At 75.0% G+C, this 22,580-nt stretch carries 24 protein-coding genes; 14 read left to right on the top strand and 10 right to left on the bottom strand.

Annotated elements, in window-relative coordinates; all coding sequences use genetic code 11:
* Window positions 1-291: RNA polymerase-binding protein RbpA (locus ACFWEK_RS04975; RefSeq protein WP_430553296.1), on the bottom strand; the 291-nt coding region annotated here is incomplete at its 3' end.
* A 362-nt stretch (window positions 292-653) separates the two neighbouring features.
* Here ACFWEK_RS04975 and ACFWEK_RS04980 point away from each other — a divergent pair.
* From ACFWEK_RS04980 to ACFWEK_RS05000, 5 genes are all read left to right on the top strand, one after another.
* Window positions 654-1,838, top strand: coding sequence for an LLM class flavin-dependent oxidoreductase (locus ACFWEK_RS04980; RefSeq protein ID WP_430545525.1), 1,185 nt, complete (start codon window positions 654-656; stop codon window positions 1,836-1,838).
* Entirely contained in the window at window positions 1,835-2,485 is a 651-nt protein-coding gene (locus tag ACFWEK_RS04985; RefSeq protein ID WP_430553297.1) for an FMN reductase, read from the top strand. The genes ACFWEK_RS04980 and ACFWEK_RS04985 overlap by 4 nt, the downstream gene beginning before the upstream one ends.
* A 79-nt stretch (window positions 2,486-2,564) precedes the next feature.
* Window positions 2,565-3,587, top strand: coding sequence for a UDP-glucose 4-epimerase GalE (gene galE / locus ACFWEK_RS04990; protein ID WP_430545523.1), 1,023 nt, complete (start codon window positions 2,565-2,567; stop codon window positions 3,585-3,587).
* A gap of 59 nt (window positions 3,588-3,646) precedes the next feature.
* Complete coding sequence (locus ACFWEK_RS04995) at window positions 3,647-3,913, top strand: hypothetical protein (protein WP_430553298.1); 267 nt, start codon at window positions 3,647-3,649, stop codon at window positions 3,911-3,913.
* 10 nt (window positions 3,914-3,923) lie between these two features.
* Window positions 3,924-5,048, top strand: coding sequence for a ribonuclease Z (locus tag ACFWEK_RS05000; protein WP_430553299.1), 1,125 nt, complete (start codon window positions 3,924-3,926; stop codon window positions 5,046-5,048).
* Here the strand turns inward: ACFWEK_RS05000 and ald are convergent.
* Window positions 4,984-6,096: an alanine dehydrogenase gene (gene ald / locus ACFWEK_RS05005; RefSeq protein ID WP_430553300.1), complete on the bottom strand. Its 1,113-nt coding sequence runs from the start codon at window positions 6,094-6,096 to the stop codon at window positions 4,984-4,986. The genes ACFWEK_RS05000 and ald overlap by 65 nt on opposite strands.
* 157 nt (window positions 6,097-6,253) lie before the next feature.
* On the opposite strand from ald, the gene ACFWEK_RS05010 reads away from it, so the two are divergent.
* The gene (locus ACFWEK_RS05010) at window positions 6,254-6,865 is read left to right on the top strand and encodes an Lrp/AsnC family transcriptional regulator (protein WP_430553301.1); all 612 of its coding nucleotides are present in this window, start codon (window positions 6,254-6,256) and stop codon (window positions 6,863-6,865) included.
* Window positions 6,866-6,906: 41 nt separating this feature from the next.
* Here the strand turns inward: ACFWEK_RS05010 and ACFWEK_RS05015 are convergent, their stop codons facing one another.
* Both ACFWEK_RS05015 and ACFWEK_RS05020 read right to left on the bottom strand, forming a co-directional pair.
* Window positions 6,907-7,821, bottom strand: coding sequence for an alpha/beta fold hydrolase (locus ACFWEK_RS05015; protein ID WP_430545518.1), 915 nt, complete (start codon window positions 7,819-7,821; stop codon window positions 6,907-6,909).
* A 9-nt stretch (window positions 7,822-7,830) separates the two neighbouring features.
* Entirely contained in the window at window positions 7,831-8,346 is a 516-nt protein-coding gene (locus ACFWEK_RS05020; RefSeq protein ID WP_430545517.1) for a GNAT family N-acetyltransferase, read from the bottom strand.
* A 105-nt stretch (window positions 8,347-8,451) separates the two neighbouring features.
* Between ACFWEK_RS05020 and ACFWEK_RS05025 the strand changes: the two genes are divergently transcribed.
* The gene (locus tag ACFWEK_RS05025; RefSeq protein WP_430553302.1) at window positions 8,452-9,291 is read left to right on the top strand and encodes an alpha/beta fold hydrolase; all 840 of its coding nucleotides are present in this window, start codon (window positions 8,452-8,454) and stop codon (window positions 9,289-9,291) included.
* Complete coding sequence (locus tag ACFWEK_RS05030; RefSeq protein WP_430553303.1) at window positions 9,288-10,814, top strand: PP2C family protein-serine/threonine phosphatase; 1,527 nt, start codon at window positions 9,288-9,290, stop codon at window positions 10,812-10,814. The genes ACFWEK_RS05025 and ACFWEK_RS05030 overlap by 4 nt, the downstream gene beginning before the upstream one ends.
* A gap of 4 nt (window positions 10,815-10,818) precedes the next feature.
* Here the strand turns inward: ACFWEK_RS05030 and ACFWEK_RS05035 are convergent, their stop codons facing one another.
* Window positions 10,819-11,622: an alpha/beta fold hydrolase gene (locus tag ACFWEK_RS05035; protein ID WP_430553304.1), complete on the bottom strand. Its 804-nt coding sequence runs from the start codon at window positions 11,620-11,622 to the stop codon at window positions 10,819-10,821.
* A gap of 133 nt (window positions 11,623-11,755) precedes the next feature.
* On the opposite strand from ACFWEK_RS05035, the gene ACFWEK_RS05040 reads away from it, so the two are divergent.
* Window positions 11,756-12,775 (top strand): LLM class flavin-dependent oxidoreductase, encoded by a 1,020-nt coding sequence (locus ACFWEK_RS05040; RefSeq protein WP_430553305.1) that lies wholly within the window; start codon window positions 11,756-11,758, stop codon window positions 12,773-12,775.
* Window positions 12,776-12,839: 64 nt separating this feature from the next.
* On the opposite strand, the gene ACFWEK_RS05045 is transcribed toward ACFWEK_RS05040, so the two are convergent.
* Genes ACFWEK_RS05045 through ACFWEK_RS05055 form a run of 3 tightly spaced genes read right to left on the bottom strand, consistent with a single transcriptional unit; the run spans window position 12,840 to window position 14,788 of the window.
* Entirely contained in the window at window positions 12,840-13,694 is an 855-nt protein-coding gene (locus ACFWEK_RS05045) for an alpha/beta fold hydrolase (RefSeq protein ID WP_430553306.1), read from the bottom strand.
* Window positions 13,687-14,139 (bottom strand): pyridoxamine 5'-phosphate oxidase family protein, encoded by a 453-nt coding sequence (locus ACFWEK_RS05050; protein WP_430545511.1) that lies wholly within the window; start codon window positions 14,137-14,139, stop codon window positions 13,687-13,689. The genes ACFWEK_RS05045 and ACFWEK_RS05050 overlap by 8 nt, the downstream gene beginning before the upstream one ends.
* A gap of 10 nt (window positions 14,140-14,149) precedes the next feature.
* Complete coding sequence (locus ACFWEK_RS05055; protein ID WP_430553307.1) at window positions 14,150-14,788, bottom strand: AAA family ATPase; 639 nt, start codon at window positions 14,786-14,788, stop codon at window positions 14,150-14,152.
* Window positions 14,789-14,931: 143 nt separating this feature from the next.
* Between ACFWEK_RS05055 and ACFWEK_RS05060 the strand changes: the two genes are divergently transcribed.
* From ACFWEK_RS05060 to ACFWEK_RS05070, 3 genes are read left to right on the top strand one after another with little or no spacing between them, the layout of a single operon-like run.
* Complete coding sequence (locus ACFWEK_RS05060) at window positions 14,932-15,981, top strand: nitronate monooxygenase (protein ID WP_430553308.1); 1,050 nt, start codon at window positions 14,932-14,934, stop codon at window positions 15,979-15,981.
* Window positions 15,982-16,033: 52 nt separating this feature from the next.
* Window positions 16,034-16,834: a hypothetical protein gene (locus ACFWEK_RS05065; RefSeq protein WP_430553309.1), complete on the top strand. Its 801-nt coding sequence runs from the start codon at window positions 16,034-16,036 to the stop codon at window positions 16,832-16,834.
* 57 nt (window positions 16,835-16,891) lie between these two features.
* The gene (locus ACFWEK_RS05070; protein ID WP_430553310.1) at window positions 16,892-17,686 is read left to right on the top strand and encodes an SDR family NAD(P)-dependent oxidoreductase; all 795 of its coding nucleotides are present in this window, start codon (window positions 16,892-16,894) and stop codon (window positions 17,684-17,686) included.
* Window positions 17,687-17,752: 66 nt separating this feature from the next.
* Here ACFWEK_RS05070 and ACFWEK_RS05075 read toward each other — a convergent pair whose 3' ends face one another.
* A complete protein-coding gene (locus ACFWEK_RS05075) occupies window positions 17,753-19,582 on the bottom strand; it encodes a glycoside hydrolase family 3 protein (RefSeq protein WP_430553311.1) in 1,830 nt (609 codons plus the stop codon).
* Window positions 19,583-19,844: 262 nt separating this feature from the next.
* Between ACFWEK_RS05075 and ACFWEK_RS05080 the strand changes: the two genes are divergently transcribed.
* Together ACFWEK_RS05080 and ACFWEK_RS05085 are read left to right on the top strand one after the other, a co-directional pair.
* Window positions 19,845-19,970, top strand: coding sequence for a hypothetical protein (locus ACFWEK_RS05080; RefSeq protein WP_430553312.1), 126 nt, complete (start codon window positions 19,845-19,847; stop codon window positions 19,968-19,970).
* An 894-nt stretch (window positions 19,971-20,864) separates the two neighbouring features.
* On the top strand, window positions 20,865-21,422 hold the full coding sequence (locus ACFWEK_RS05085; RefSeq protein ID WP_430553313.1) for a methylated-DNA--[protein]-cysteine S-methyltransferase: 558 nt from the start codon (window positions 20,865-20,867) through the stop codon (window positions 21,420-21,422).
* Window positions 21,423-21,445: 23 nt separating this feature from the next.
* On the opposite strand, the gene ACFWEK_RS05090 is transcribed toward ACFWEK_RS05085, so the two are convergent.
* The gene (locus ACFWEK_RS05090; protein ID WP_430553314.1) at window positions 21,446-22,396 is read right to left on the bottom strand and encodes a LysR family transcriptional regulator; all 951 of its coding nucleotides are present in this window, start codon (window positions 22,394-22,396) and stop codon (window positions 21,446-21,448) included.
* Window positions 22,397-22,580 lie beyond the last annotated feature (184 nt).

The raw sequence follows: 22,580 nt of genomic DNA on the forward strand, positions 1-22,580 counted from the left end.
GAGCTCCTCCAGCTCGGCGACGGTGCGGCGCTCGAGCAGCATGTCCCAGTGGGTGCGCTGCGGCTTGCCGGGCTTCACCTCGGGGCGCTCGGCGTCGCGCAGGAGCGCCTCCTCGCCGCACCGGCACTCCCACACCGGCGGCGCCACGGCCGCGGGGGAGAAGGGCAGGATGATGGTGTGGCCGTTGGGGCAGTCGTAGTGCGCCTGGAACCGGGGGGCGAAGTCGACGCCCTCGTCGGACTCCATGCTCTTGCTGCCGATGCTCATGCCGCGCAGGGACCGGTCGGGCATGTCGTCCTCCTGGAGGTCGGTGGGAAGGGGCCTGAGGTTCCAACGCGGCCCTGCCGGGGGTTGTTCCGGCGGTCCGTGAAGGTCCCGTGAAGCACGGTCCGCACCGGTGCCGGAGACAGGCACAGTGGCGGGACGTGGCGGTTGCCTCCCCAGGCTGGCCAGTCGGCGCGCCGTGCGCAACTCGAGACCGCCCTGCGGGCACCCTTTGTGCGCGACGTCACCCGCGGGCCCGCGGGAGGGCCGGGGACCACCGGGAACAACCGGGAGCGGTGCACGGTTCACCGGCATGTACATGCAAATGCATGGACCCAGGCTTCACGTCAGAGTCCAGCAGCAAGAGACCACGAGCAGGGAGCGCAGCCGTGCAGTTCGGAATCTTCTCCGTCAGCGACGTCACCACCGACCCCACGACGGGCCACACCCCGGACGACACCGAGCGGGTGCGCAACATGCTCACCATCGCGCGGCACGCCGACGAGGCGGGCCTGGACGTCTTCGCCACGGGCGAGCACCACAACCCGCCGTTCGTGGCGTCGTCCCCCACGACGATGCTGGGCTACCTGGCCGGCGTCACGAAGCACATCACCCTGTCGACGGCGACGACGCTCATCACCACCAACGACCCGGTGCGCCTCGCCGAGGAGTACGCGATGCTCCAGGTCATCTCCGACGGGCGCATGGACCTCATGATGGGCCGCGGCAACACCGGTCCCGTGTACCCGTGGTTCGGGCAGGACATCCGCCAGGGCATCCCGCTCGCGGTCGAGAACTACGCGCTGCTGCGCCGGCTGTGGACCGAGGACGTCGTGGACTGGGAGGGCAAGTTCCGCACCCCGCTGCAGGGCTTCACGTCCACCCCGCGCCCGCTGGACGGCGTGCCGCCGTTCGTGTGGCACGGCTCCATCCGCAGCCCCGAGATCGCCGAGCAGGCCGCGTTCTACGGCGACGGCTTCCTGCACAACAACATCTTCTGGCCCATGCACCACACCCGGCAGATGGTGCGGTTCTACCGGCAGCGCTTCGAGCACCACGGGCACGGGCGCGCGGACCAGGCGATCGTCGGGCTCGGCGGCCAGGTGTTCATGCGCAAGCGGTCGCAGGACGCGTGGAACGAGTTCCGGCCCTACTTCGACGAGGCGCCCGTGTACGGGCACGGCCCGTCGATGGAGGACTTCACGCGCGAGACGCCGCTGACGGTCGGCTCGCCGCAGCAGGTCATCGACCGGTACGCGTCGTTCGTCGACGAGGTGGGCTACTACCAGCGCCAGCTGTTCCTCGTGGACCACGCGGGCCTGCCGCTGAAGTCCGTGCTCGAGCAGATCGACCTGCTCGGCGAGGAGGTCGTGCCCGAGCTGCGCAAGATCGTCGAGGCCAAGCGCCCCGCGGACGACGTCCCGCTGAACCCGCCGACGCACGCCGAGCGCGTCGCCGCCGCCCGCGCCGCGGGCGAGGCGGGCGCCACCCACGTCGGCGACACCGCCGACCCGTACACCGGTACCGTTGCCGAGGGCACCCAGCCCGCCGCATCGCAGGAGGCACGCGCATGACCATGTCCTCGGGGCCCTCGGGCCTTCACCCCACCCGCACCCTCGCCGTCGTGTCGGCGGGCCTGTCCCAGCCGTCGTCGACGCGCCTGCTGGCCGACCGGCTCGCGGACGCCACCGTGCGGGAGCTGGAGGACGCCGGCCACACCGTGCGGGTGGAGACGATCGAGCTGCGCGACCTCGCGCACGCCGTCGTCGACGCGATCCTCACCCGGTTCCCGACCGGCGACCTGGCCCGGGCGCTGGAGACCGTGACGGGCGCGGACGGGCTCATCGCCGTCTCGCCCGTGTTCACCACGAGCTACTCGGGGCTGTTCAAGTCGTTCTGGGACGTCGTCGACCCCGACTCGGTGACCGGCATGCCGGTCCTGCTCGGCGCGACCGGCGGCACCGCCCGCCACTCCCTGGCGCTGGAGTACACGATGCGGCCGCTGTTCACGTACCTGCGCGCCGACGTCGTGCCGACCAGCGTCTTCGCCGCCACCGACGACTGGGCCGCGAGCGCCGACGACCCGGGCGCCGGCCTGCCGAAGCGGATCGCGCGTGCCGGGCGCGACCTGGCGCAGCGGGTGGCGCGCCGCGAGAACGACGGCCCGGTCGACCCGTTCGCCGCGACGCCGAGCTTCACCGAGCTCCTCGGCGGCAGCTGACACGACCCGACACGCACGGGCCCGGCCCGGGGTGCGGACGCCCGTCCGACGACGGTGCCCGACGCCCTAGGCTGGGCCCATGCGCGTTCTCGTCTCCGGCGGCGCCGGGTACATCGGCTCCCACACCGTCCTGTCCCTCGTCGCCTCCGGGCACGACGTCGTCGTGGTGGACGACTTCTCCAACAGCAAGCCCACGGTGGTGGGCCGCCTGGAGTCCCTGTCGGGGGCGCACGTGCCGGTGCACGCGATCGACCTCACCGACGCGGAGAAGACCGACCGGCTGTTCGCGCACGAGAGGTTCGACGCCGTCGTGCACTTCGCGGGCTTCAAGGCGGTGGGCGAGTCGGTGGCCAAGCCGCTGGAGTACTACCGCAACAACCTCGACTCGACGCTGTCGCTGCTGGAGGCGATGCGCCGCCACGACGTGCCGCGCCTGGTGTTCTCCTCCTCGGCCACCGTGTACGGGGAGAAGGCGCCCGTGCCCTACCGCGAGGACTACGAGTACCTGTCGTCGTCGTCCCCGTACGGGCAGACGAAGGTGATGATCGAGCGCATCGCGGCCGACGCGGCGGTCGCGGTCGGCGGGCTCAAGGTCGCGCTGCTGCGCTACTTCAACCCGGTGGGCGCGCACCCGTCGGGCCGGATCGGGGAGGACCCGCAGGGCATCCCGAACAACCTCATGCCGTTCCTGGCACAGGTCGCGGTCGGCAAGCGCGACAAGCTCGTGGTCTTCGGCGACGACTACCCGACCGCCGACGGCACGTGCGAGCGCGACTACCTGCACGTCGAGGACCTCGCCGCCGGGCACGTCGCCGCGCTGAACCACCTGGACGCCATGGCCGAGCCCGTGCGCGCCTTCAACCTCGGCACCGGCACCGGCACGTCCGTGCTGCAGATGCTGCACGCGTTCGAGCGGGCCGTGGGCCGCGAGCTGCCCTACGAGGTCGGGCCGCGCCGCGCGGGCGACCTCGCCGCGTTCTGGGCCGACCCGACGCGCGCGCAGACCGAGCTCGGCTGGCGCGCCGTCAAGACGATCGACGACATGTGCGCCGACACCTGGCGCTGGCAGTCCGAGAACCCCCAGGGCTTCCCCGGCGCCTGAGCGTCCTCGGGGCCGTCCCCGGCCTTGCGGCGGCCACGCCGCCGCGCCACGATGACCTCATGCAGGCCCCGACCCCCGACGACGCGAGGCAGCGCCCCCACCCAAGGTGGGACCCGGGCGCCCGCTACCGGCCGTCCGTGCTCGCCGGCCTGCCCTCCCTGAAGCCCGCGCCCTCCGCGCCGGCGCCCGCCGCGAGCCGCCTCGCGGGGCGGCTGCGCCGTGGCCCCGCCACCCGCACGGCCGTGTTCGACCGCGACCTGTGGCGCCCCGTGCAGCACGTGACCACGGGGCTGGTGCGCGTGGTCGGGCGCGCGCTCGGCCGCTGAGCGCGGCGGCGTGTCGCGACGCGAGCTCGTCGTGCTCGGCACCGCGAGCATGGTGCCCACGCGCACCCGCAACCACAACGGGTACGTGCTGTTCTTCGACGACGCGGCGATCCTCTTCGACCCGGGGGAGGGCACGCAGCGGCAGATGACGCTCGCGGGGGTGTCCGCCACCGACCTCACCCGCATCGCGATCACCCACCTGCACGGCGACCACTCCCTCGGCCTCGCGGGCGTCGCCCAGCGCCTGTCGGGGGACCAGGTGCGCCACACCGTGCCGATCTCGTTCCCCGCCTCCGGCGAGCCCTGGGTGCGCCACCTGCTCGACGCCAGCGCCTACGACCACCACGAGCGGGTCGCGCTGCAGCCCGTGGCCTTCCCCGGCGCGGCGACCTCCGCTCGGTCGCCCGGTCCGTCGCCCCGTCCGTCACCCGTGGTGACGCTGCCCCGCCTGGACGGCGAGCGCGGCGCCGGCCCGGGCGCCCCCGTCCTCACCGCGCGCCCGCTGGACCACCGCGTCGACGCCGTCGGCTACCGCCTCGACGAGCCGGACGGCGTGTCCCTGGACCCGGCGGCGCTCGCGGCCGCGGGCGTCCCCGCCGGCCCGGCGGTGGGGCGGTTGCTGCGCGACGGCGTCCTCGTCCTCGACGACGGCCGCACCGTGCGACGCGACGCCGCCTCCGTGCCGCGGCCGGGGCAGTCAGTCGCGTTCGTCATGGACACCCGCCTGTGCGACGCCGTCCTCGAGCTCGCCGACGGCGTCGACCTGCTCGTCGTCGAGTCGACGTTCCTGCACCGCGACGCCGAGCTGGCCGCCCGGTGGGCGCACCTCACGTGCCGACAGGCCGCGATCGTCGCCGCGCGCGCCGGCGTGCGCCACCTCGTGCTCACGCACTTCTCCCAGCGCTACCGCGTGCCCGACGAGCTGCCGGACGAGTTCGAGCGCGAGGCGCGCGAGGTGTTCGACGGCGGCCTCACCGTCGCGGCCGACCTCGACCGGGTGCCCGTGCCGCCGCGCACCCGGCCTCGGTCGGCATCGGGGATGCTGAGCGTGCCGCCTCGCGGCGCGACCGTCAGAGGACGGCGTCGACGTCCACGTGCTCGAGGGAGTGCGCCTCGGCCACGCCCGCGTTGGTGACGCGCCCGTCGTGCACGTTGAGGCCGCGGGCCAGCACCGGGTCGCGGCGCAGGGCCTCGCGCCAGCCGTGGTCCGCGAGCGCCACGGCGTACGGCAGCGTCACGTTCGTCAGCGCGTACGTGGAGGTGCGGGGCACGGCGCCCGGCATGTTCGCCACGCAGTAGAAGACCGTGTCGTGCACGGGGAACGTGGGGTCGGCGTGCGTCGTGGGGCGGGAGTCCTCGAAGCAGCCGCCCTGGTCGATCGCGATGTCCACGAGGACGGCGCCCGGCCGCATGCGCGCCACGACGTCGTTCGCCACCAGCACGGGCGCCTTCGCGCCGGGGACCAGGACGGCCCCGACCACCAGGTCGGCCTCGAGCACCGCCTCGGTGAGGGTGAGCCGGTTCGAGGCGAGGGTCTGCACGCGGCCGCCGAACTCCCGGTCGGCGGCCTTGAGCGCGTCGGCGCTCGTGTCCAGGAGGGTGACGCGGGCGCCCAGCCCGACGGCGATCCGGGCGGCGTTCATGCCCGAGACGCCCGCACCGATGACCACCACGTGCCCGGCGGGCACGCCGGGCACCCCGCCGAGCAGGACCCCGCGACCGCCCGCGGCGCGCAGCAGGGTGGCGGCCCCGACCTGCGGCGCGAGCCGCCCCGCGACCTCCGACATGGGGGCCAGCAGCGGGAGCCGCCCGTCAGGGGTCTGCACCGTCTCGTACGCGATGGCGGTCACGTCGCGGGCCAGCAGCTCCTCGGTGAGCGCCTTGTCCGCCGCGAGGTGCAGGTAGGTGAACAGCACGAGCCCCGGCCGCAGCCGGTGGTACTCCTCCTCGACCGGCTCCTTGACCTTGAGCACCGTCTCGGCGCCGGCCCACACCTCGTCCGCGTCGGCGACGACGTCCGCCCCGGCGGCGCGGTACTCGTCGTCGGTGATCGCGGACCCCGCCCCGGCACCCGCCTCCACGGCGACGTCGTGCCCGCGGGCGACGAGCTCGTGCACGCCGGCCGGCGTGATCGCCACCCGGTACTCGTGGTTCTTGACTTCCTTCGGGACGCCGATGCGCATGGTGAGTCCGCCTTCGTGGCTCGGCACCGACCCCCTGCTCGTGGCCAGGGATCGGCGGGTGCGTGGCGCGGGGCGTGTGACCCCGCTCACGTCCCAGTCTGACGGGCAGATTCGGCTGCACGCCACGAATCCGCACATCCTTCGGTAGATTGCCAAGATGTCGACACGACGCCCGGCTCAGCCCGCGCCACGCCAGCCCCGCGCGAAGGATGTTCGATCCGGGCAGCGGCGGGGGCAGGACGTCCGCACGCAGGAGGTCCGGCCCACGGACGTCCGGCCGGACCCGTCGTGGGGGCTCGAACGGCGCGGGCCCGCCCCCGCACGGCTGGACGACGTCGACCAGCGGATCCTCGCGGCGCTCGCGGACGACGCGCGGCTGCCGAACAACGCGCTCGCGGCGCGGGCGGGGATCGCGCCGTCCACCTGCCTGACGCGGGTGCGTCAGCTGCGCGAGCGCGGCGTGATCCGCGGCTTCCACGCGGACGTCGACCCGGCGCGGACCGGGCACCCCCTGCAGGCGATGATCGCGGTGCAGATGCGCGGCGCGGCCCGCACCCGCCTGAGCGGCTACCTGCAGCGCCTCGCCGAGCTGCCCGGGGTGCTGAACGTCTTCCTGCTGGGCGGGGCGCACGACTTCTTCGTGCACGTGGCCGCGGCGGACTCCGACGCCCTGAACGAGTTCGTCATCGAGCACCTGTCGACCGACCCGGACGTGGCGCTCACCGAGACCAACCTCATCTTCCAGCACGCGCGGGCGAGCTGGTACTGACTGGTACCGACTAGTACTGACTGTCGGCCGGGCACCGACTGTCAGCGGGACGCGGACAACCAGCGCTGCAGCTCGACGGCGAGCGCGACGGGTGCGTCGAGCTGCACCAGGTGCCCGGCGCCCGGGAGCATCCGCACGTCGGCGTCCGGCAGGGCCTCCGCCAGCCGCCGCGCGCGGTCCGGCGGGATCCACGCGTCCTCCTCGCCCCACAGCACGCGCACCGGGACGTCGAGGTCGCCCAGCAGCGGCTCGAGCTCGGCGGTGTACCGCTCGTCGGCCTGGGCGATCTGCCGGTAGAACGCGGCCTGCCCGGCCTCGCCCGTCCACGGGGCGACGAGCGCGGCCAGGTGCTCCTCGCGCAGCGGCCGGTGCGCGGCCGTGCGCACGTACGCCTCCAGCGCGCCCCGGTGCACGGCGGCGGGCGTGGCCGCGAAGACGTCGGCGTGCTCGCGCACCAGGGCGAAGTACGGCGAGCCCCACGGGCGCAGCGCCACCACGTCCACGAGGCACAGGGACGCGTACCGGGCGCCGTGCAGCAGCGCGGCGCGCAGGCTCACCGCGCCCCCGTAGTCGTGCGCGACGACGTGCGGCAGCGGCGGCGTGCCGGCGTCGCCCCCGCCGTCGCGCCCGGTGGCTGCGGTCGCGGCCCAGGCGGGGCGCCAGTGCTCCAGAAGGGCGGCGAACAGCTCGCCCTGCGTCCCGAGGTCGACGTCGTGCGCGGGGTCCTTCGACGAGTCCCCGTAGCCCGGCATGTCCCACAGGTGCACGGTGAACCCGCCGGCCAGGGCGCGGGCGTACGGCTCCCACAGCCAGGACGACCACGGCGTGCCGTGGCAGAACACCAGCGGCGGGCCGGAGCCGAACGCCGTCCACGCGACCTCGCGGCCCCGCCACGCGAACCGCCGGTCCAGCAGGGGCGCCGTGCCCGGCGCGTCGCAGGTCGGGGTGTCGGTCATCCCGCGAGGCTAGGCGGCGGGGCCGACAGCCGCGTCCGTGCGGTCGTCCGTCAGGTCGAGGGTGCGGAACACGCTGCACGGGTCGGGGGAGTAGGAGCCGAACGGGCCGCAGGGCACGAACCCGTGCCGCGCGTACAGGCGCCGCGCGGCCGCGAAGTACTCCTGCGGCCCCGTCTCCAGGCTCACGGAGGCGTACCGGCGCTCGCGGGCCAGGGCGACCAGCCGGTCCAGGACGGCGCCCGCCACGCCGCGTCCGCGCGCGGGGCGCGCCGTGCGCATCGACTTCACCTCGCCCTGCCCGGGGGACGTCGCGGTGGTGGGCCGGAGCTCGCTGAGGGCGCCGCAGCCGAGCAGGGTCCCGTCGTCGTCGCGCGCGGTCAGGAACGTCACCGCGGGGGCGAGCAGCGCCGTGAGGTCGAGGGCGTGCACCGACTCGGCGGGGGACGTGGCGTACATGTCGGAAAGGTGCTCCTCCAGCAGCGCGCGCACGTCGACGGCGGCCGGGGACTCCGGGGCGATGATCACCCCCGCATCCTCGCCCCCCGGTGTTTCGCGCACGTGTCCTGCGGGCGGCTGGTCCCTGCCGCGGAGCGTCATCGTGCGGGCCGCGAGCGCCTACCCTGGGTGGTCATGAGGACCAGCGAGCGCCACGGCACCCGGTTGTCCGGGCCGCGGCACGGCCCGCCGATGGTGTTCGCGCACGGGTTCGGCTGCGACCAGTCGATGTGGCGGTGGGTGGCGCGCGCGTTCGAGCCCGACCACCGGGTGGTGCTGTTCGACCACGCGGGCGCGGGCGCCGCGGACCCGTCCCTGTACGACGTGGCGCGGCACGCGGCCCTCGAGGGGTACGCGTCCGACGTGATCGACCTGCTCGACGACCTCGACCTCGGACCCGTGGTGTTCGTGGGCCACTCCGTCAGCGCGATGATCGGCCTGCTCGCGGCCGTGCGCAGGCCGGACCTGTTCGAGCGCATGGTGCTGGTCGGTCCCAGCCCCCGCTACGTCGACGACGGCGGCTACCGCGGGGGGTTCACCGCCGGCGAGATCGACGAGCTGCTGGCCACGATGGACGCCAACTACCTCGGCTGGTCCCGGGCGATGGGTCCGGTCATCATGGGCAGCCCGGACCGTCCGGAGCTCGGCGAGGAGCTCGCCGACGCGTTCTGCCGCACCGACCCGGTCATCGCGCGACGCTTCGCACGCACCACGTTCCTGTCGGACAACCGCGCCGACCTCGCCGCCGTGCGCACGCCGGCCCTCGTCGTCCAGTGCCGTCAGGACGCGATCGCCCCGCCCGAGGTGGGCCGCTACGTCCACGAGCACCTGACAGGTTCGAGGTTCACCCTCCTGGACGCCGTCGGGCACTGCCCGAACCTCAGCGCGCCCACCGCTCTCGTCAGCGCGATCCGTGACTACCTGGCCCTCGACGGCGCGCGACCGGCGCCCCTGGACGAGCAGCCCGTCGCATGAGCGACGGCAGCCTCGCGGACGCCTGGTCCAGGGCACCCGTGGCCATGCTGCGCCTGGACGAGGACGGCACGGTCCTCGACGCGAACGTCACCTTCCTCCGCTGGCGCGCGGGGCACGCGCCCGGCCAGCCGTCGCCCCCGTCCCACGAGCTGCCGGACCCGGTGGTCGGCCGGCCGCTGGGCAGCCTGATCACCGCCGGCGGCCGGCTCTACTGGGAGGCCTACGTCGCCCCCGCCCTGGCGCTCAACGGCAGGGTGGAGGACGTCTCCCTGGCGCTGCGCACGCCCGGCGAGCCGCTGCCCGTGCTGGTCACCGCCCACCGTCGTGGCCCCGCCGGACCCGGGAGCGGCGCCGAGATCGACGTGGCCATGTTCGCCTCCCGCGGCCGCGCCGAGTTCGAGCAGGAGCTGGTGCGCGCCCGCACGAGCTCCGACCGGTGGGCCGAGGGCCTGCGCTGGGTGCAGGAGGCCACCGCGGCGCTCTCGCGGGTCGCGGGCGTCGACCAGGTGCGCGACGCGCTGCTCGGCGTGGTCGCACGGCACCCCGGCGTCGCGCGGGTCACGCTCGAGACCACCGCGCCCCGCCCGTCCGCCGGGGAGGCCGGGCTCCTGGTGATGCCGGTCGACGGCGTCCAGCGTTCCTGGGGACACCTCGTGGTCGTCCCCCACGAACGTCTCGGCGACGTCCCGCCCGACAGGGAAGCCCTGACCACGGTCGTCCGCCAGGGTGCCATCGCCCTCGACCGGGCACAGCTCGCCGAGCAGAGCGTGTCGGTGGCCCACGAGCTGCAGCTCGCCATGCTGGCCGGTGACCTGCCGGAGCGCCCCGACCTGGACGTCGTCGCCGAGTACCGGCCGGCGACCAGCGGTCTCACCGTCGGCGGCGACTGGTACGACGTCTTCGACCTCGACCGAGGCGCCTACCACCGCGCCGACCGCGGCGCGGCCCACGGTCACGGCGTCCTCCACGTCGTCATCGGCGACGTGGTGGGGCACGGGCTCGCCTCCGCGACCGCCATGGGTCAGCTGCGCACCGCGACCCGTGCCCTCGCCGAGCCCGGGATCGGCCCCGCCAAGGTCCTCGACCGCCTCGACATGTTCGTCCGCCACCACGACATCGGCTTCGGATCGACCGTCGTCTACGCGGAGCTGGACACCGCCAACGCCACCCTCACGTACGCGAGCGCCGGGCACCTTCCCCCGCTGCACGTGCGGCGTGCCGGCGCCGCCGAGTTCCTCTGGGCGGGACGGTCCCTCCCGCTCGGCGTCGGCAGCGCACCCGGCGAACGCACGGAGGGCACCGTCCCGCTCGCCCCCGGGGACACGGTCGTGCTGTACACCGACGGCGTCGTCGAACGCCGCGACGCCCCCCTGCGCGACGGACTGGAGCACCTCGCCGAGCACGCCGCCCGCCTCGCGCAGTCGGGGGAGTCCGCCACCCACCTCGTCGACCTCGGGACCCACCAGCGCGACGATGCCTGCCTGATCGCGCTCACCTGGCACGGGCCCACACCGCGACCCTGACCGGTCAGGGCGCGTGCACCGTCGGGTCGTCGCGCAGCACGTCCAGCAGCAGCGCCAGGATCGCGTCCGGCCGCTCCAGCACCGGCAGGTGCCCCGCCCACTCCAGCAGGGACAGCTCCGCGCCGGGCACCGACGCCGCCACGTGCCGGGCGCACGCCCGTAGCGCGTCCATGTCGTGCGCGCCCTCGACGACGAACGTCGGCACGCGGATCCCCGCGAGGCCCACCTCGACGCCGTCCGGGCCGGGCTCGGGCAGCCCGGCGGCGCTCGCGGCCGCGTCGGCCGCGAGCTGCACCTCGAACGCGCGGCGCTGCATGACGGTGAGGGCCTCCGCGGCGTCGTCGTCGGCGTCCGGGCCGAGCCACGTCGACACGTTGAGCCGGACAGCGCCCTCGACGTCGCCCTCGGCCAGGAGCCGTGCCTCCTCGGCGTCGAACGCGTCGGACGTCTCCGTGTCGGGCACGCCAGGGGCGGCGGGGCACAGCAGCACCAGCTCGCGCACCCGGCCGGGGTGGGTCGTCGTGAGCTCGAGCGCAACCTTCCCGCCGAACGACGACCCGACGACGGCGGCGTCCGCGACGCCGAGGTCGTCGAGGAGTGCGACGACGTCGCCCGCGTTCGTGTACCGGCCGCCGTCGGCCGGCAGCGGGGAGTCCCCGAAGCCGCGCAGGTCCGGGCGCACCACACGGAACGTGTGCGCCAGGGCGGGGGCGACGGCGTCCCACATGCGACGGTCGGCCACGCCGGCGTGCAGGAGGACGACGGCGGGGGCGCCGGGGTCCCCGGCCACGTCGTGTGCAAGGGTCATGAGCACAGGCTAGGCGGGGGTCGCACCTCGGTCCACGACGATGTCCGCGCAGCGCGCGCGGGCCACGGGCCGCGAGGCGACGATCGAAGGGGCACCCGGGAAGCACCCGGGCCCGCAGGAGGTTGACGCCCCCGTGAAGCACCTCGGATTCCTGTCCTTCGGCCACTGGACGCCGCACCCGCAGTCCGCCACCCGCTCGGCGTCCGACGCGCTGCTGCAGTCGATCGACCTCGCCGTCGCGGCGGAGGAGCTCGGCGCCGACGGGGCGTACTTCCGCGTGCACCACTTCGCGCGCCAGCTCGCGTCCCCGTTCCCGCTGCTCGCCGCCGTCGGCGCGCGCACGAGCCGCATCGAGATCGGCACCGCCGTCATCGACATGCGCTACGAGAACCCCCTGTACCTCGCGGAGGACGCCGGCGCCGCGGACCTCATCGCCGGCGGCCGCCTGCAGCTCGGCATCAGCCGCGGGTCGCCCGAGCAGGTGATCGACGGGTTCCGCCACTTCGGGCACGAGCCGCGGGCGGGGGAGTCCGACGCCGACATGGCCCGACGGCACACCGCCCGCTTCCTCGAGGTGCTCGACGGCGACGGCTTCGCCGAGCCGAACCCGCGCCCCATGTTCCCCAACCCGCCCGGGCTGCTGCGCGTCGAGCCGCACTCCGAGGGTCTGCGCGAGCGCATCTGGTGGGGCGCCGGCACCCGCGCCACCGCGGAGTGGACCGCCGCGCAGGGCATGAACCTCATGAGCTCCACCCTCCTGTCCGAGGACACGGGCGTCCCGTTCCACCGCCTGCAGGCCGAGCAGATCCAGCGCTTCCGCGACGCCTGGGCGGACGCCGGGCACGGGTGGGAGCCGCGCGTGTCCGTGTCGCGCAGCATCTTCCCGATCACCGACGACCGCGACCGCGCCTACTTCGGCCTGGAGACCGCCAGCACCGACCAGGTCGGCGTCCTCGAGGGCGTGCGCGCCCGCTTCGGCAAGACCTACGCCGGCGAGGTCGACGACGTCGTCGCCGACCTCGCCGAGGACGAGGCCGTCGCCGCGGCCGACACCCTCCTGCTCACCGTGCCCAACCAGCTCGGCGTCGAGTACAACGCGCACGTCGTCGAGAACGTCGTCCGGCACGTCGCGCCCGCCCTCGGCTGGCGCTGAGCGCCCGCACCTCGGGCGCACCCTGCCGACGCGGGGGATGGCACAGGGGACGGCACGAGGGACGTCACCGGGCGACGTCGTCCGGCACGCGCAGCGCCCGGCACAGCGCCGCCCACGCCGCCTCGCCCAGACGACGGTCGGCGGTCTCGCTGCCACCACGACGCATCGCCATGCCCGCCGACACCCGCGGCTCCCCGGGCAGCGTCGCGCGGTGGCCGGCCTCCTGGTCCGTCACCAGGGTCGTCGCCAGCCCGTGCGCCTCCCGGCGCCGGACGATCTCCTTCGCGTGCCGCACCGCGGGCCACACCTGGTCGTCCCCGCCCGCCACGAGGACCACCTCCGCGATCCGCTCGACCGCGATGGCCGCCGCCGTCGTGCGGGCCGCGTCCGCCTCCCGCGACCGCTGGTACTGGTCGCGGAACGCCGGCGGGTCGTCGACCGGGGCCCACCCCGGCACGAACGGCACGAACGGGAGCGGCCGCCCGCCCCACGTCCAGTGCGACGTCTGCCGACCACCCGGCGCCACCCCCGCCCACACCACGTCCGACGGCGCGAGCGCGACCACGGCGTCCACCGGCGCGCCCGTCCCCGCGGCGAGCGCCGCCGTGACGAGCGCGGCCTCGGCCCCGAACGACGTCCCCACCAGCACCACACGGTCGCACTCCGCCGCGAGCGCCTCGACGCGGCGCACGAACGTCTCCACGGGGACGTCCCACGGCCCCGCAGGCTGACCGGGGCCACCGAACCATCGCACCGACTCCGCGAGCACCCCGCGTCCGGCCAGCAGGCGTGCCCGGCCCTCGTCGACACGGCCGCTCGACCCGGCGAGCACCAGCGCCCCCGTCCCCACCGGACGCCGTGGCGCGAGCCGCACCCCCTCTGGGTCCACCAGCCGCACGACCCGGGGCACCTCAGGCACGCCCACCGCCCACGAGCTCCACGACCACGGGGGGAGAGGGGCGGTGGTCGCCCCAGCGCGCCCACCGCACCACCACCCGCACCACCACGATCCCCGGGTCGTCCAACGACGCCGCGAAGTGCGGGAACGCCGACCGGTAGGCCTCCGCGCACCGCTCGCGGTCCGCGCCGTCCGGGAGGTCCGCCACGCCCTCGACCTGCAGGGTCGTCCCGTCCGGGCCGCCCACCACCACCGCCACCCGCGGGTCGCGGCGCAGGTTCGCCACCTTGCGCGACCCCTCCCGCGCGTCGAACACCAGCTCGCCCGACTCCGTGACCGCCAGCGTCAGGTACGCCGCTTGCGGGGCGCCGTCCGGGCCCAGCGACGACACCACGCCGTCGCCCACCGCACGCACCTGCGCGACCACCCGCTCCAGCGCACCACCCGACAACCCAGAGGACGTCATGACCGCGACCCTAGCGGGCACCGCGCACCCCGACCGACGGCGCCGCGTCCACCACCCCCACCAGCACCGACACAGCCTCACCCCGGCCCACCACGTGCACCTGCGACCACCCGGCGGCCGGGGCCTCCCTCGACCCGCCCGACGCCGCCAGCAGGCCCGCACGCTGCGCCGCCCACCGCCGCCAGTGCCGCGCGAACGCCCGCCCCCGCACCACCCGTCCCCGCGCCTCCTGCCCCGACAACGCCTCGCCGCGCCCCACGTCCACCATCACCAGCACCGGACGCCACCCCGCCCGACGCGCCAGGCACGCCCACCACCACCGCCGCACCCGCGACGTCGCCGGGTCGTGCACCACCAGCACCCCCTCGCCGCCCCGCTCCCGCGGGCCACCCAGCACCGCCCGCACCACCCCCGCCAGGTGCCGCACGTGCACCACCGGCCGGTACACCCCGTACGGCACCCCGCGCGGCACCCGCCCCCGCAGGTCACGACGCGCCGCCTCGCTGTCCAGCACCCGCACCCCCGGACGGCACCCCGCCACCCGCGCGAGCGCCGTGCTCTTGCCGGCGCCCGGCACGCCGCCCACCAGCACGAACGTCCCGACCCCGGCGTCGCACGCCGTCGCACGCTCCCGTACCACCACCGTCATGCGGCGCGCACACCCCTTCCCGTACCGACCCGTACCGCCCTCCGGCGGGGCGCCCAGCGTGCCAGGCGCGCATGAGCGCCAGATGAGACCGTCCCCGCGACGACCGCGCCCGCCCGGTGGCACGATGCGAGACGATGCGAGACATGCGAGAGACGGCCCGCACCACCCTGCTCGGCACCGACCTGCCCCTCGTCGCCGCACCCATGGCCGGCGGCGCCACCACGCTCGACCTCCTCGCCGCCACGACCGACGCCGGAGCCCTCGCCTTTCTCGCCGGCGGCTACCAGGAACCCGACGCCCTCGCCGACCAGGTCCGCCGCGCCCACCAGCGGGCACACCCCTTCGGCGTCAACCTCTTCGTCCCCGCCACCACGCCCGCGCCCGACCCCGCGGCGCTCGCGGCCTACGCGCGGCGGATCGCGCCGGACGCCGCGGCGCACGACGTCGACCTCGACGCCGCGCTGGCCGCCGTTCCGGCCACCGACGACGACGGCTGGGCGGCGAAGGTCGACCTGTTGCGCCGCGACCCCGTGCCCGTGGTGTCGTGCACGTTCGGACCCCCGCCGGCGGCCGACGTCGCGGCGCTGCGCGCCGCCGGGTCCGTCGTGCTCGTCACGGTCACGACGCCGCAGGAGGCCGCGGCCGCAGAGGCGCTCGGGGCCGACGGTCTCGTGGTCCAGGGGCCCCGCGCGGGCGGGCACAGCGGCACGTGGGACCCGGGACGCACCGTCGTCGACGGCACGACCGACGACGCCGTCGCCGCGGTCGTGGCGCGCTCGCGCCTTCCGGTCGTCGCCGCCGGGGGAGTGGACGGCCCTGCGGCCGTCACCCGGCTGCTGCGGGCCGGGGCGCAGGCCGTCGCCGTCGGGACGCTGCTGCTGCGCACCGACGAGGCCGGTACCTCCAGGACCCATCGGGACGCCCTCGGCGACCCCCGGTACACGACGACGGCGGTCACGCGCGCCTTCACGGGACGCCCCGCCCGGTCGCTGCGCAACGGCTTCCTCGACCGGCACGACGCGCACGCCCCGGCCGCCTACCCGCAGGTGCACCACCTCACCCGCGAGCTGCGCCGACGCGCGGCCGCCGCCGGAGACGCCGACCGGCTGCACCTGTGGGCCGGGACCGGCCACCGCAGCGCCGCCACCGGGCCCGCGGCCGACGTCGTCCGCGCCCTCGCCGCCGACCTGTGACGCCCGCGCGCGTCACCGCCGCGGCCGTACGCCGGTTCGCTAGGTTGCCGTCATGAGCGACGCCTGGGACCCGCCGACCGTGCTGCGCGCCGCCACCGAGTGGTCGTGGGTGCCGCCCGACGCGGACTGCGTCGTCACGGACGTCACCCTCACCCGGTGGCCCGCATGGGCACAGGGCCGAGTCGTGCTCACCGGGCTCGCGTCCGCCCGCGCGCCGGAGGACGTCCTGCGCGACGCCGTCGAGCGAGCGCGTGCCTGGGGCAGCGACACCCTCGGCGTCTGGGACTCGGCCAGCAGCACCCCCGACCTCACCGACCTGCTGCTCTCCCGCGGCGCCCGGCTCGAGGACACCGTGGACGTGCTCGCACGCGGCCTCGAGCAGGGGCTCCGCGAGACGCCGGAGCGCGACGGGCGCCTCGTCGTGCGACGCGTGACCGACGTGGACGGGCTGCGCGACGCCGACCGCGTCGACACCGCGGTGTGGGACCAGCAGCCCATGGACGACGAGCGGCTCGCTGCCGCCGCGCGCACGCTGCTGTCCGGGGACAGCAGCGAGATCCGTGTCGTGGCCTACCAGGACGCCGAGCCCGTGGCGTCCGCCGGGGTCACGCTCGCGCCGGCGCCCCGACCCGAGCTGGGCACCGTCGCCCGGCTGTGGGGCGCGGGCACCGTGCCCGACCGTCGCGGCCGCGGCGCCTATCGGGCCGTGCTCGAGGAGCGGCTGCGGCTGTCGGCCGCCGCGGGCGCGTCGCTCGCCCTCGTCAAGGGCCGGGTCAGCACCTCCGCCCGCCTCCTGCGCCGGGCGGGGTTCGAGCGGTACGGCGAGGAGAACTACTACCGGCTCACGCTCTGACGCGGCCCTGACGCGGCGGCGACCAGGACGACCACAGCTTCGACGAGGAGGACGGACGTGACAGGACCTTCGGCAGGACGCTTCGACGGCCGCGTGGCGCTGGTCACCGGCGGCGCGCACGGGATCGGCGCGGCCGCGGTGCGCCGGTTGCACGCGGAGGGCGCCACCGTCGTGGTCGCCGATCTCGACGCGGACGCCGCACGGCGGGCCGCGGACGGCCTCCCCGCCGGCGGGCCGCCCGCCTCGGCCGTCGCGTGCGACATCACCGACACCGCGTCGGTGGAGGCCGCCGTGGCCGCGACGCTCGACCGGCACGACCGCCTCGACGTGCTCGTCGGCGTGGCGGGCGGCACGGGCGTGCACCCGGGCCTCCTGGACGGCATGGACGACGCCACCTGGACCGCCGGCGTCGACCTCAACCTCGCCGGACCGGCGCGCTGCGTCCGGGCCGCGGCGCCCCACCTGCCGCGCGGAGGATCGGTCGTGCTGGTCGGTTCCGTCAACGGCCTGCAGGCCTTCGGGGACGAGGACTACTCGGCCGCGAAGGCGGGGCTCGTGTCCCTCGCGCAGAACCTCGCCGTGCGGCTCGGGAGCAGGGGAGTGCGGATCAACGTCGTCGCGCCCGGGACCGTCCGCACCCGGTCGTGGGACCAGCGGTCCGACCCCGACCGGCTCGCGACGCTGTACCCCCTGGGCCGGATCGGCGAGCCCGAGGACGTCGCGGCCGCCATCGCGTTCCTCGGCTCCGACGACGCCGCCTGGGTCACCGGCGTCACGCTGCCCGTCGACGGCGGCGTCCTCGCCGGCCCGCTCGCACGCTTCGAGTCCCTCGGGGGCGGGGGAGAGCGCTGAGTCGAGAGGGCTGAGACGCGCCCGCCGGTCCCCTCTGCAGGGGGCGACCGGCGGGCGCTCCTCACCTCAGCGTCCCGGCTTGCCCGACCCCGGTAGGTGCGGCCACCCCGGGTACCGGTGCCCGAACCCGAGCGGCAGCAGCACCTCGTCGCCGTCCGCCGTCGGCACCGCCACCGGGAGCTTGCCCAGCGTGTTGATGTCGCCCGCGATCGCGCGCACGACCGCGGCGTAGTTGACCACCCCGTACCCGTAGCTGTTCAGCACCGCGTCGGCCGTCGGGAAGACGTTGACGTCGTACGGGTTGCGCGCCGCGACCACGACCACCGGCGTGCCCGTCGCCGCCAGCGCGTCCACCATCGCCTGCTGCGCCGCGTTGCCGCTCGCGTTGTACGACGTGAACACGACCGCGTCGACGCCCGCTGCGGCCGCCACGGCCCGCGCCCGGTAGGCGGCGGACGGCGAGGTGCCGTTCTCGAGCTCCGTCGTGACGTCGAACCCGCGGTCGGCGAGCAGCGGCGCGAGCCGCTCCGGCCATGCCGCACCGGCGCCCACCACCAGCAGCGAGTCCTCGCCCGGCCGGAGCGGCAGCGGGCGGTCCTCGTTACGCACCATGGTGATGGACCGGTCCGCGATGGTCGCGGCCGTCGCCAGGTGGTCCGCGGACCCCACGACCGTCCCGACCTCGGCCGGGTCGGCGTACGCGTCGGCGAGGATGCCGCGCTCCGCCTTCCACTCGAGGATGCGGGTGACGGACTCGTCGAGCCGCGCCTCCGTGATGGTGCCGTCCGCGACGGCCTGCCTCACCCCGGCGATCGACGCGTCGACGTCGGGGGAGTTGAGGAAGATGTCGGAGCCGGCCTGGATCGCCATGACCGACATCTCCTCCTGGGACCAGTTGTCGGTCATCGCCTCCATGTCGAGCGCGTCGGTCGTGATGATGCCGTCGAAGCCCATCTCCTCCCGCAGCAGGCCGGTGAGGACCTTGGGGGAGAGGGTGCCGGGCAGGTCGGGGTCGATCGCGTCGACGACGATGTGCGCCGTCATGATCATGTCGACCCCCGCGTCGATCGCGGCCTGGAAAGGCTGCAGGTGCTTCTCCAGGGTGGCGCGGTCGTAGGTGACCTCGGGCAGTCCGTAGTGCGAGTCCGTCTCGGTGTCGCCGTGGCCGGGGAAATGCTTCGCGGTGGCCGCGATGTGTTGCTGGATCCCCTCGATCTGCGCGACGCCGAGCTCGCTCACGGCGTCGGGGCGCGCGCCCATCGAGCGGATCCCGATGACCGGGTTGTCCGGGTTGGTGTTGAGGTCGAGCACCGGCGCGAAGTCGACGTTGACGCCCATCGCCTTCAGCTCGGACCCGAGGACGTCGCCCTGCGCCCGGGCGAGCCCGGCGTCGAAGGTGGCCCCGAGGGCCATGTTGCCGGGCAGCGCCGTGGCCGGCGGCCCGACACGGGCCACGAGGCCGCCCTCCTGGTCGATCGTGACGGCGAGCGGTATGCCGGGTCCGCCGTCGTCCAGCGCGGCCTCCTGGAGCCCGTTCGACAGGCCGTTGACCTGCTGGGGGTTGGCCGTGTTGCCCGACCAGGCGAAGTAGAGCACGCCGCCGAGGTCGTACTTCTGGACGACCTGCGCCGGGGTGTCCACGCCGTAGCGGGCCCGGTTGCTCGCCGCCATCGAGGTGTCCTCGGCGGACGAGCCGTAGACGTGGGTCCACGTCATCTGGCCGATCTTCTGGTCGAGCGTCATCGCGTCGACCATCGCGCCGACGTCGACGCTCGACGTGCCTGCCGGTGTGTCGGTCGTGTCCGCCTGGGCGGGGGCCATGACGGCGAGCAGCAGGCCCGCGCCCGCGACCGCCGCCGTGGCGCGCACCAGGCGCCGTTCTTCTGGATCCTTCACGAGGTCCTCCTCGGTTCGGACGGCGCGACGGTGCGGGACCGCTGGACGTCGTTGTCCAGGTGCGCCTGTGCTGGACGCTAGGACCGGCCCCGGGCTGCGTCAAGAGTTGCCCCGTCCTGCTCTGCGCGGTGAAGGAACTTTCATCCGACACGACTGGTCTGCGGACGGAGCCGACGACCGCCCGGCAGGGGAGAGGCGCTGCGACGACGGCTCGTGGGGAGTGCGTTCTGGGGGACCGACGCAGCCGTCGCACGCAGGGGCGATGAGAGCCGCGCACCAGGCGCTGACGAGGGTCGTGGCCGCCCTGGCGATCGGCGGCCTGTCCGCGTGCGCCCCGGGGACGGCGGACGAGACGTTCTTCGCCGGATCCTGTGCAGGCCACAGGTGATCCACACGTCGGACCCGGTGGTGCCTGGCGACGAGCTCGAGATCGCCGGCGAGGACGTCGGGACCTCAGGTGCCGAAGAAACACAAGGCCGGGTGCGCGGGCGACGGCCGGCCCCACGTCGTGCAGCGCACGGCACGGGGCCCGCCGTCAGCGCCGACGAGCAACGCGTCGTCGTGACGCCGGCGACGCGACATCGCGGCCGGGGCCCCAGTCCGGGCCGGTTTCTGGGAATCGAGCGGGGTCCGCAAGGCGTGGAGCGATCAACCGATAATGCACATTATGTCATTACGCGAAGCGAAGCCGCCCTGGAGCCCCTCCCTCGCGACGGCAGGACGAGGCTCGCTCGGCACTAGCAATCGCAGGTCCGCGAGCGCTCCATCGCCGCGACACCAGGAGCTCAGGTCACCAGGTGCACACAGTGCGCTCGGCGACGACCGCGATGACCGACACCGCCGCGATGCGCGACGCAGGTCCGGCGCCTCGCCGGCGCGTACGACGTCGGCGGCTCGTGCAGTTCGCCCTGACGCATTCGTCCGGATCGTTCGTCCAGAATCGTTCGTCGGCCGGTCCGGCGCGTCCCGGTGCGCACCGGACGTCGCCGCACGAGATTCCTCGTCCTCGAAGCGCTCTCCGATCCCCCGGACGGCGACGCGGCGCACCGCCTCGACGCCGCGGTGCGCCGAACCCGTGCGCCCGTCGCGGTGGCCGGACGGCGAAGTTCTCGCCATCCACCGTGGTGCGCGGTAGGATGATTCGGACATACACCTCAAACCATTGTGTATGACACAACACAGTGGTCTCGCGCAGATCGCGACATCCGCTGCCCTCGGCCCCACGCGATCGCCTCCCGCTCCCGCCGGCCTCGTGTCGGACGGCGTGACTACGGTGAGCGTCATGGCCACTCCCCCCGACGGGCTCGCCTTCTGCGTCTTCCCCACCGCGATCGGGCACTGCGCCCTCGTGTGGCGCGCATCGGGCACCGTCGTGGGCACCGCACTCCCCCACGGCTCGGCCCAGAGCACCCGCGCCGCCGTCGCGCAGTGGTACCCGGCCGCCCGCGAGACCGACCCGGACCCTGCGATCGCCGGCATCGTGGCCGAGGTCGCCGACCTGCTCGGGACGGGGACCGGCGACCTGTCCGGGATCGACCTTGACCTCGCCGCCGTCCCGGACTTCGACCGCCGCGTGTACGAGGTGGTGCGCACCATCCCGGCAGGCGACACCCTCACCTACGGCGAGGTGGCAGCGCGGCTCGGCGCCCCCGGCGCGGCGCAGGCGGTGGGCCAAGCCCTCGGGCGCAACCCGTTCCCGCCGATCGTGCCGTGCCACCGCGTGCTCGCCGCGGGCCGCCAGGTCGGCGGGTTCTCCGCGCGCGGCGGACGGCGCACCAAGCTGCGCATGCTCGAGGCCGAGGGCGTGCACCTCGAGCACCCCACGCTCTTCGACGTCTGAGCCCGCCGCTCCCCCCACGACGCTCAGGAGAGCCGTCCCATGCGGCTGGTGGGGACGACACCGGGCTCCAGGTCGTCCCCGAACGCCTCCTCGCAGAACGAGGCCAGCTCGCGGAGCCTGGCGGTGGGCCGGCCGCCCTTGGGCACCGCGAGCACCAGGGCGTTGGCGGGCAGGTCGTCCGCGATCGGCCGGTACACCACCGGCATCCCCTCGTACGTCAGGTCGCCGTACGGCCGACCCATGATGATCGTGTAGCCGAGACCCCGTGCGACCAGCGACCGGATCGTCTCGACGTTGGTGCTGCGCCAGCGGACCCGCGGCGTCATGCCCGCGACGCGCAGGATCTCCTCGACGTGGTCGCTCGCGGGGCGCATCGCCAGGAGCACCGCGTCCTCGTCGCGCAGGGCCGCGAGCGGGACGGCGTCGTACGCCGCGAGCGGGTGGGAGGCCGCGAGCGCCAGCTGCAGACGGACGGCGGCGAGGCGGTGGGTCTCCAGGGGCGTGCTGACGTGGTTCTCGTAGAGCAGGGCCGCGTCGAGGCGTCCCTCGGCGAGCTGGTCCTGCAGGTCTGCCGAGCCGCCCTCGACGAGCTGGAGGTCGACGTCGGGGAACGAGCGGTCGAAGTGCTCGGCGAGGGGCGGGAAGAGCCACGGGGAGAGCGTGGTGAACAGGCCGAGGCGCAGCGCGCCGGCGAGGCCGCCCCGGGTGGCGGCCGCGACCCGCCGGATCTCCTGCAGGCTCTCGGCGATCTCTCGTGCGTGCTCGTACACCTCTCGTCCGGCGGAGGTGACCTGGACGCCCCGGCCCCGGGTGCGGATCGCGACCTGGACGCCGAGCTCGGCCTCGAGCTGCGTGATCGCGAGCGAGATCGCGCCGGGCGACACGATGAGCTGTCGGGCGGCCTCGGTGATCGAGCCGTGCTCGACGACGGCGCTGAACATCTCGAGCTGACGGACGGACACGTCGACGGCCATGTGAGTGATCTTAAACAATCTCGTCAATTACTTGTCATTGCATGGAGAGCCGCCGGACGGGCAGGCTCGTCCGCGTCCGCCACCGCCGGCGGGCACGGATCGCGACGCCCGCGGTTCGCGAGTCCGCCCAGGGAGTTCAAGGATGAGCGCCACCACCTCTCGACAGCCCACGGGGCCCGTCGTC

This window comes from Isoptericola sp. NPDC060257, from assembly GCF_042726645.1.
Lineage (GTDB): Bacteria > Actinomycetota > Actinomycetes > Actinomycetales > Cellulomonadaceae > Isoptericola > Isoptericola nanjingensis.

Coding starts and splice junctions, on each gene's coding strand:
- ACFWEK_RS04985 (WP_430553297.1), top strand. CDS start 1,835: ATGACCATGTCCTCGGGGCCCTCGGGCCTTCACCCCACCCGCACCCTC.
- galE (WP_430545523.1), top strand. CDS start 2,565: ATGCGCGTTCTCGTCTCCGGCGGCGCCGGGTACATCGGCTCCCACACC.
- ACFWEK_RS04995 (WP_430553298.1), top strand. CDS start 3,647: ATGCAGGCCCCGACCCCCGACGACGCGAGGCAGCGCCCCCACCCAAGG.
- ald (WP_430553300.1), bottom strand. CDS start 6,096: ATGCGCATCGGCGTCCCGAAGGAAGTCAAGAACCACGAGTACCGGGTG.
- ACFWEK_RS05010 (WP_430553301.1), top strand. CDS start 6,254: ATGTCGACACGACGCCCGGCTCAGCCCGCGCCACGCCAGCCCCGCGCG.
- ACFWEK_RS05015 (WP_430545518.1), bottom strand. CDS start 7,821: ATGACCGACACCCCGACCTGCGACGCGCCGGGCACGGCGCCCCTGCTG.
- ACFWEK_RS05025 (WP_430553302.1), top strand. CDS start 8,452: ATGAGGACCAGCGAGCGCCACGGCACCCGGTTGTCCGGGCCGCGGCAC.
- ACFWEK_RS05030 (WP_430553303.1), top strand. CDS start 9,288: ATGAGCGACGGCAGCCTCGCGGACGCCTGGTCCAGGGCACCCGTGGCC.
- ACFWEK_RS05035 (WP_430553304.1), bottom strand. CDS start 11,622: ATGACCCTTGCACACGACGTGGCCGGGGACCCCGGCGCCCCCGCCGTC.
- ACFWEK_RS05050 (WP_430545511.1), bottom strand. CDS start 14,139: ATGACGTCCTCTGGGTTGTCGGGTGGTGCGCTGGAGCGGGTGGTCGCG.
- ACFWEK_RS05055 (WP_430553307.1), bottom strand. CDS start 14,788: ATGACGGTGGTGGTACGGGAGCGTGCGACGGCGTGCGACGCCGGGGTC.
- ACFWEK_RS05060 (WP_430553308.1), top strand. CDS start 14,932: ATGCGAGAGACGGCCCGCACCACCCTGCTCGGCACCGACCTGCCCCTC.
- ACFWEK_RS05065 (WP_430553309.1), top strand. CDS start 16,034: ATGAGCGACGCCTGGGACCCGCCGACCGTGCTGCGCGCCGCCACCGAG.
- ACFWEK_RS05080 (WP_430553312.1), top strand. CDS start 19,845: ATGAGAGCCGCGCACCAGGCGCTGACGAGGGTCGTGGCCGCCCTGGCG.
- ACFWEK_RS05085 (WP_430553313.1), top strand. CDS start 20,865: ATGGCCACTCCCCCCGACGGGCTCGCCTTCTGCGTCTTCCCCACCGCG.
- ACFWEK_RS05090 (WP_430553314.1), bottom strand. CDS start 22,396: ATGGCCGTCGACGTGTCCGTCCGTCAGCTCGAGATGTTCAGCGCCGTC.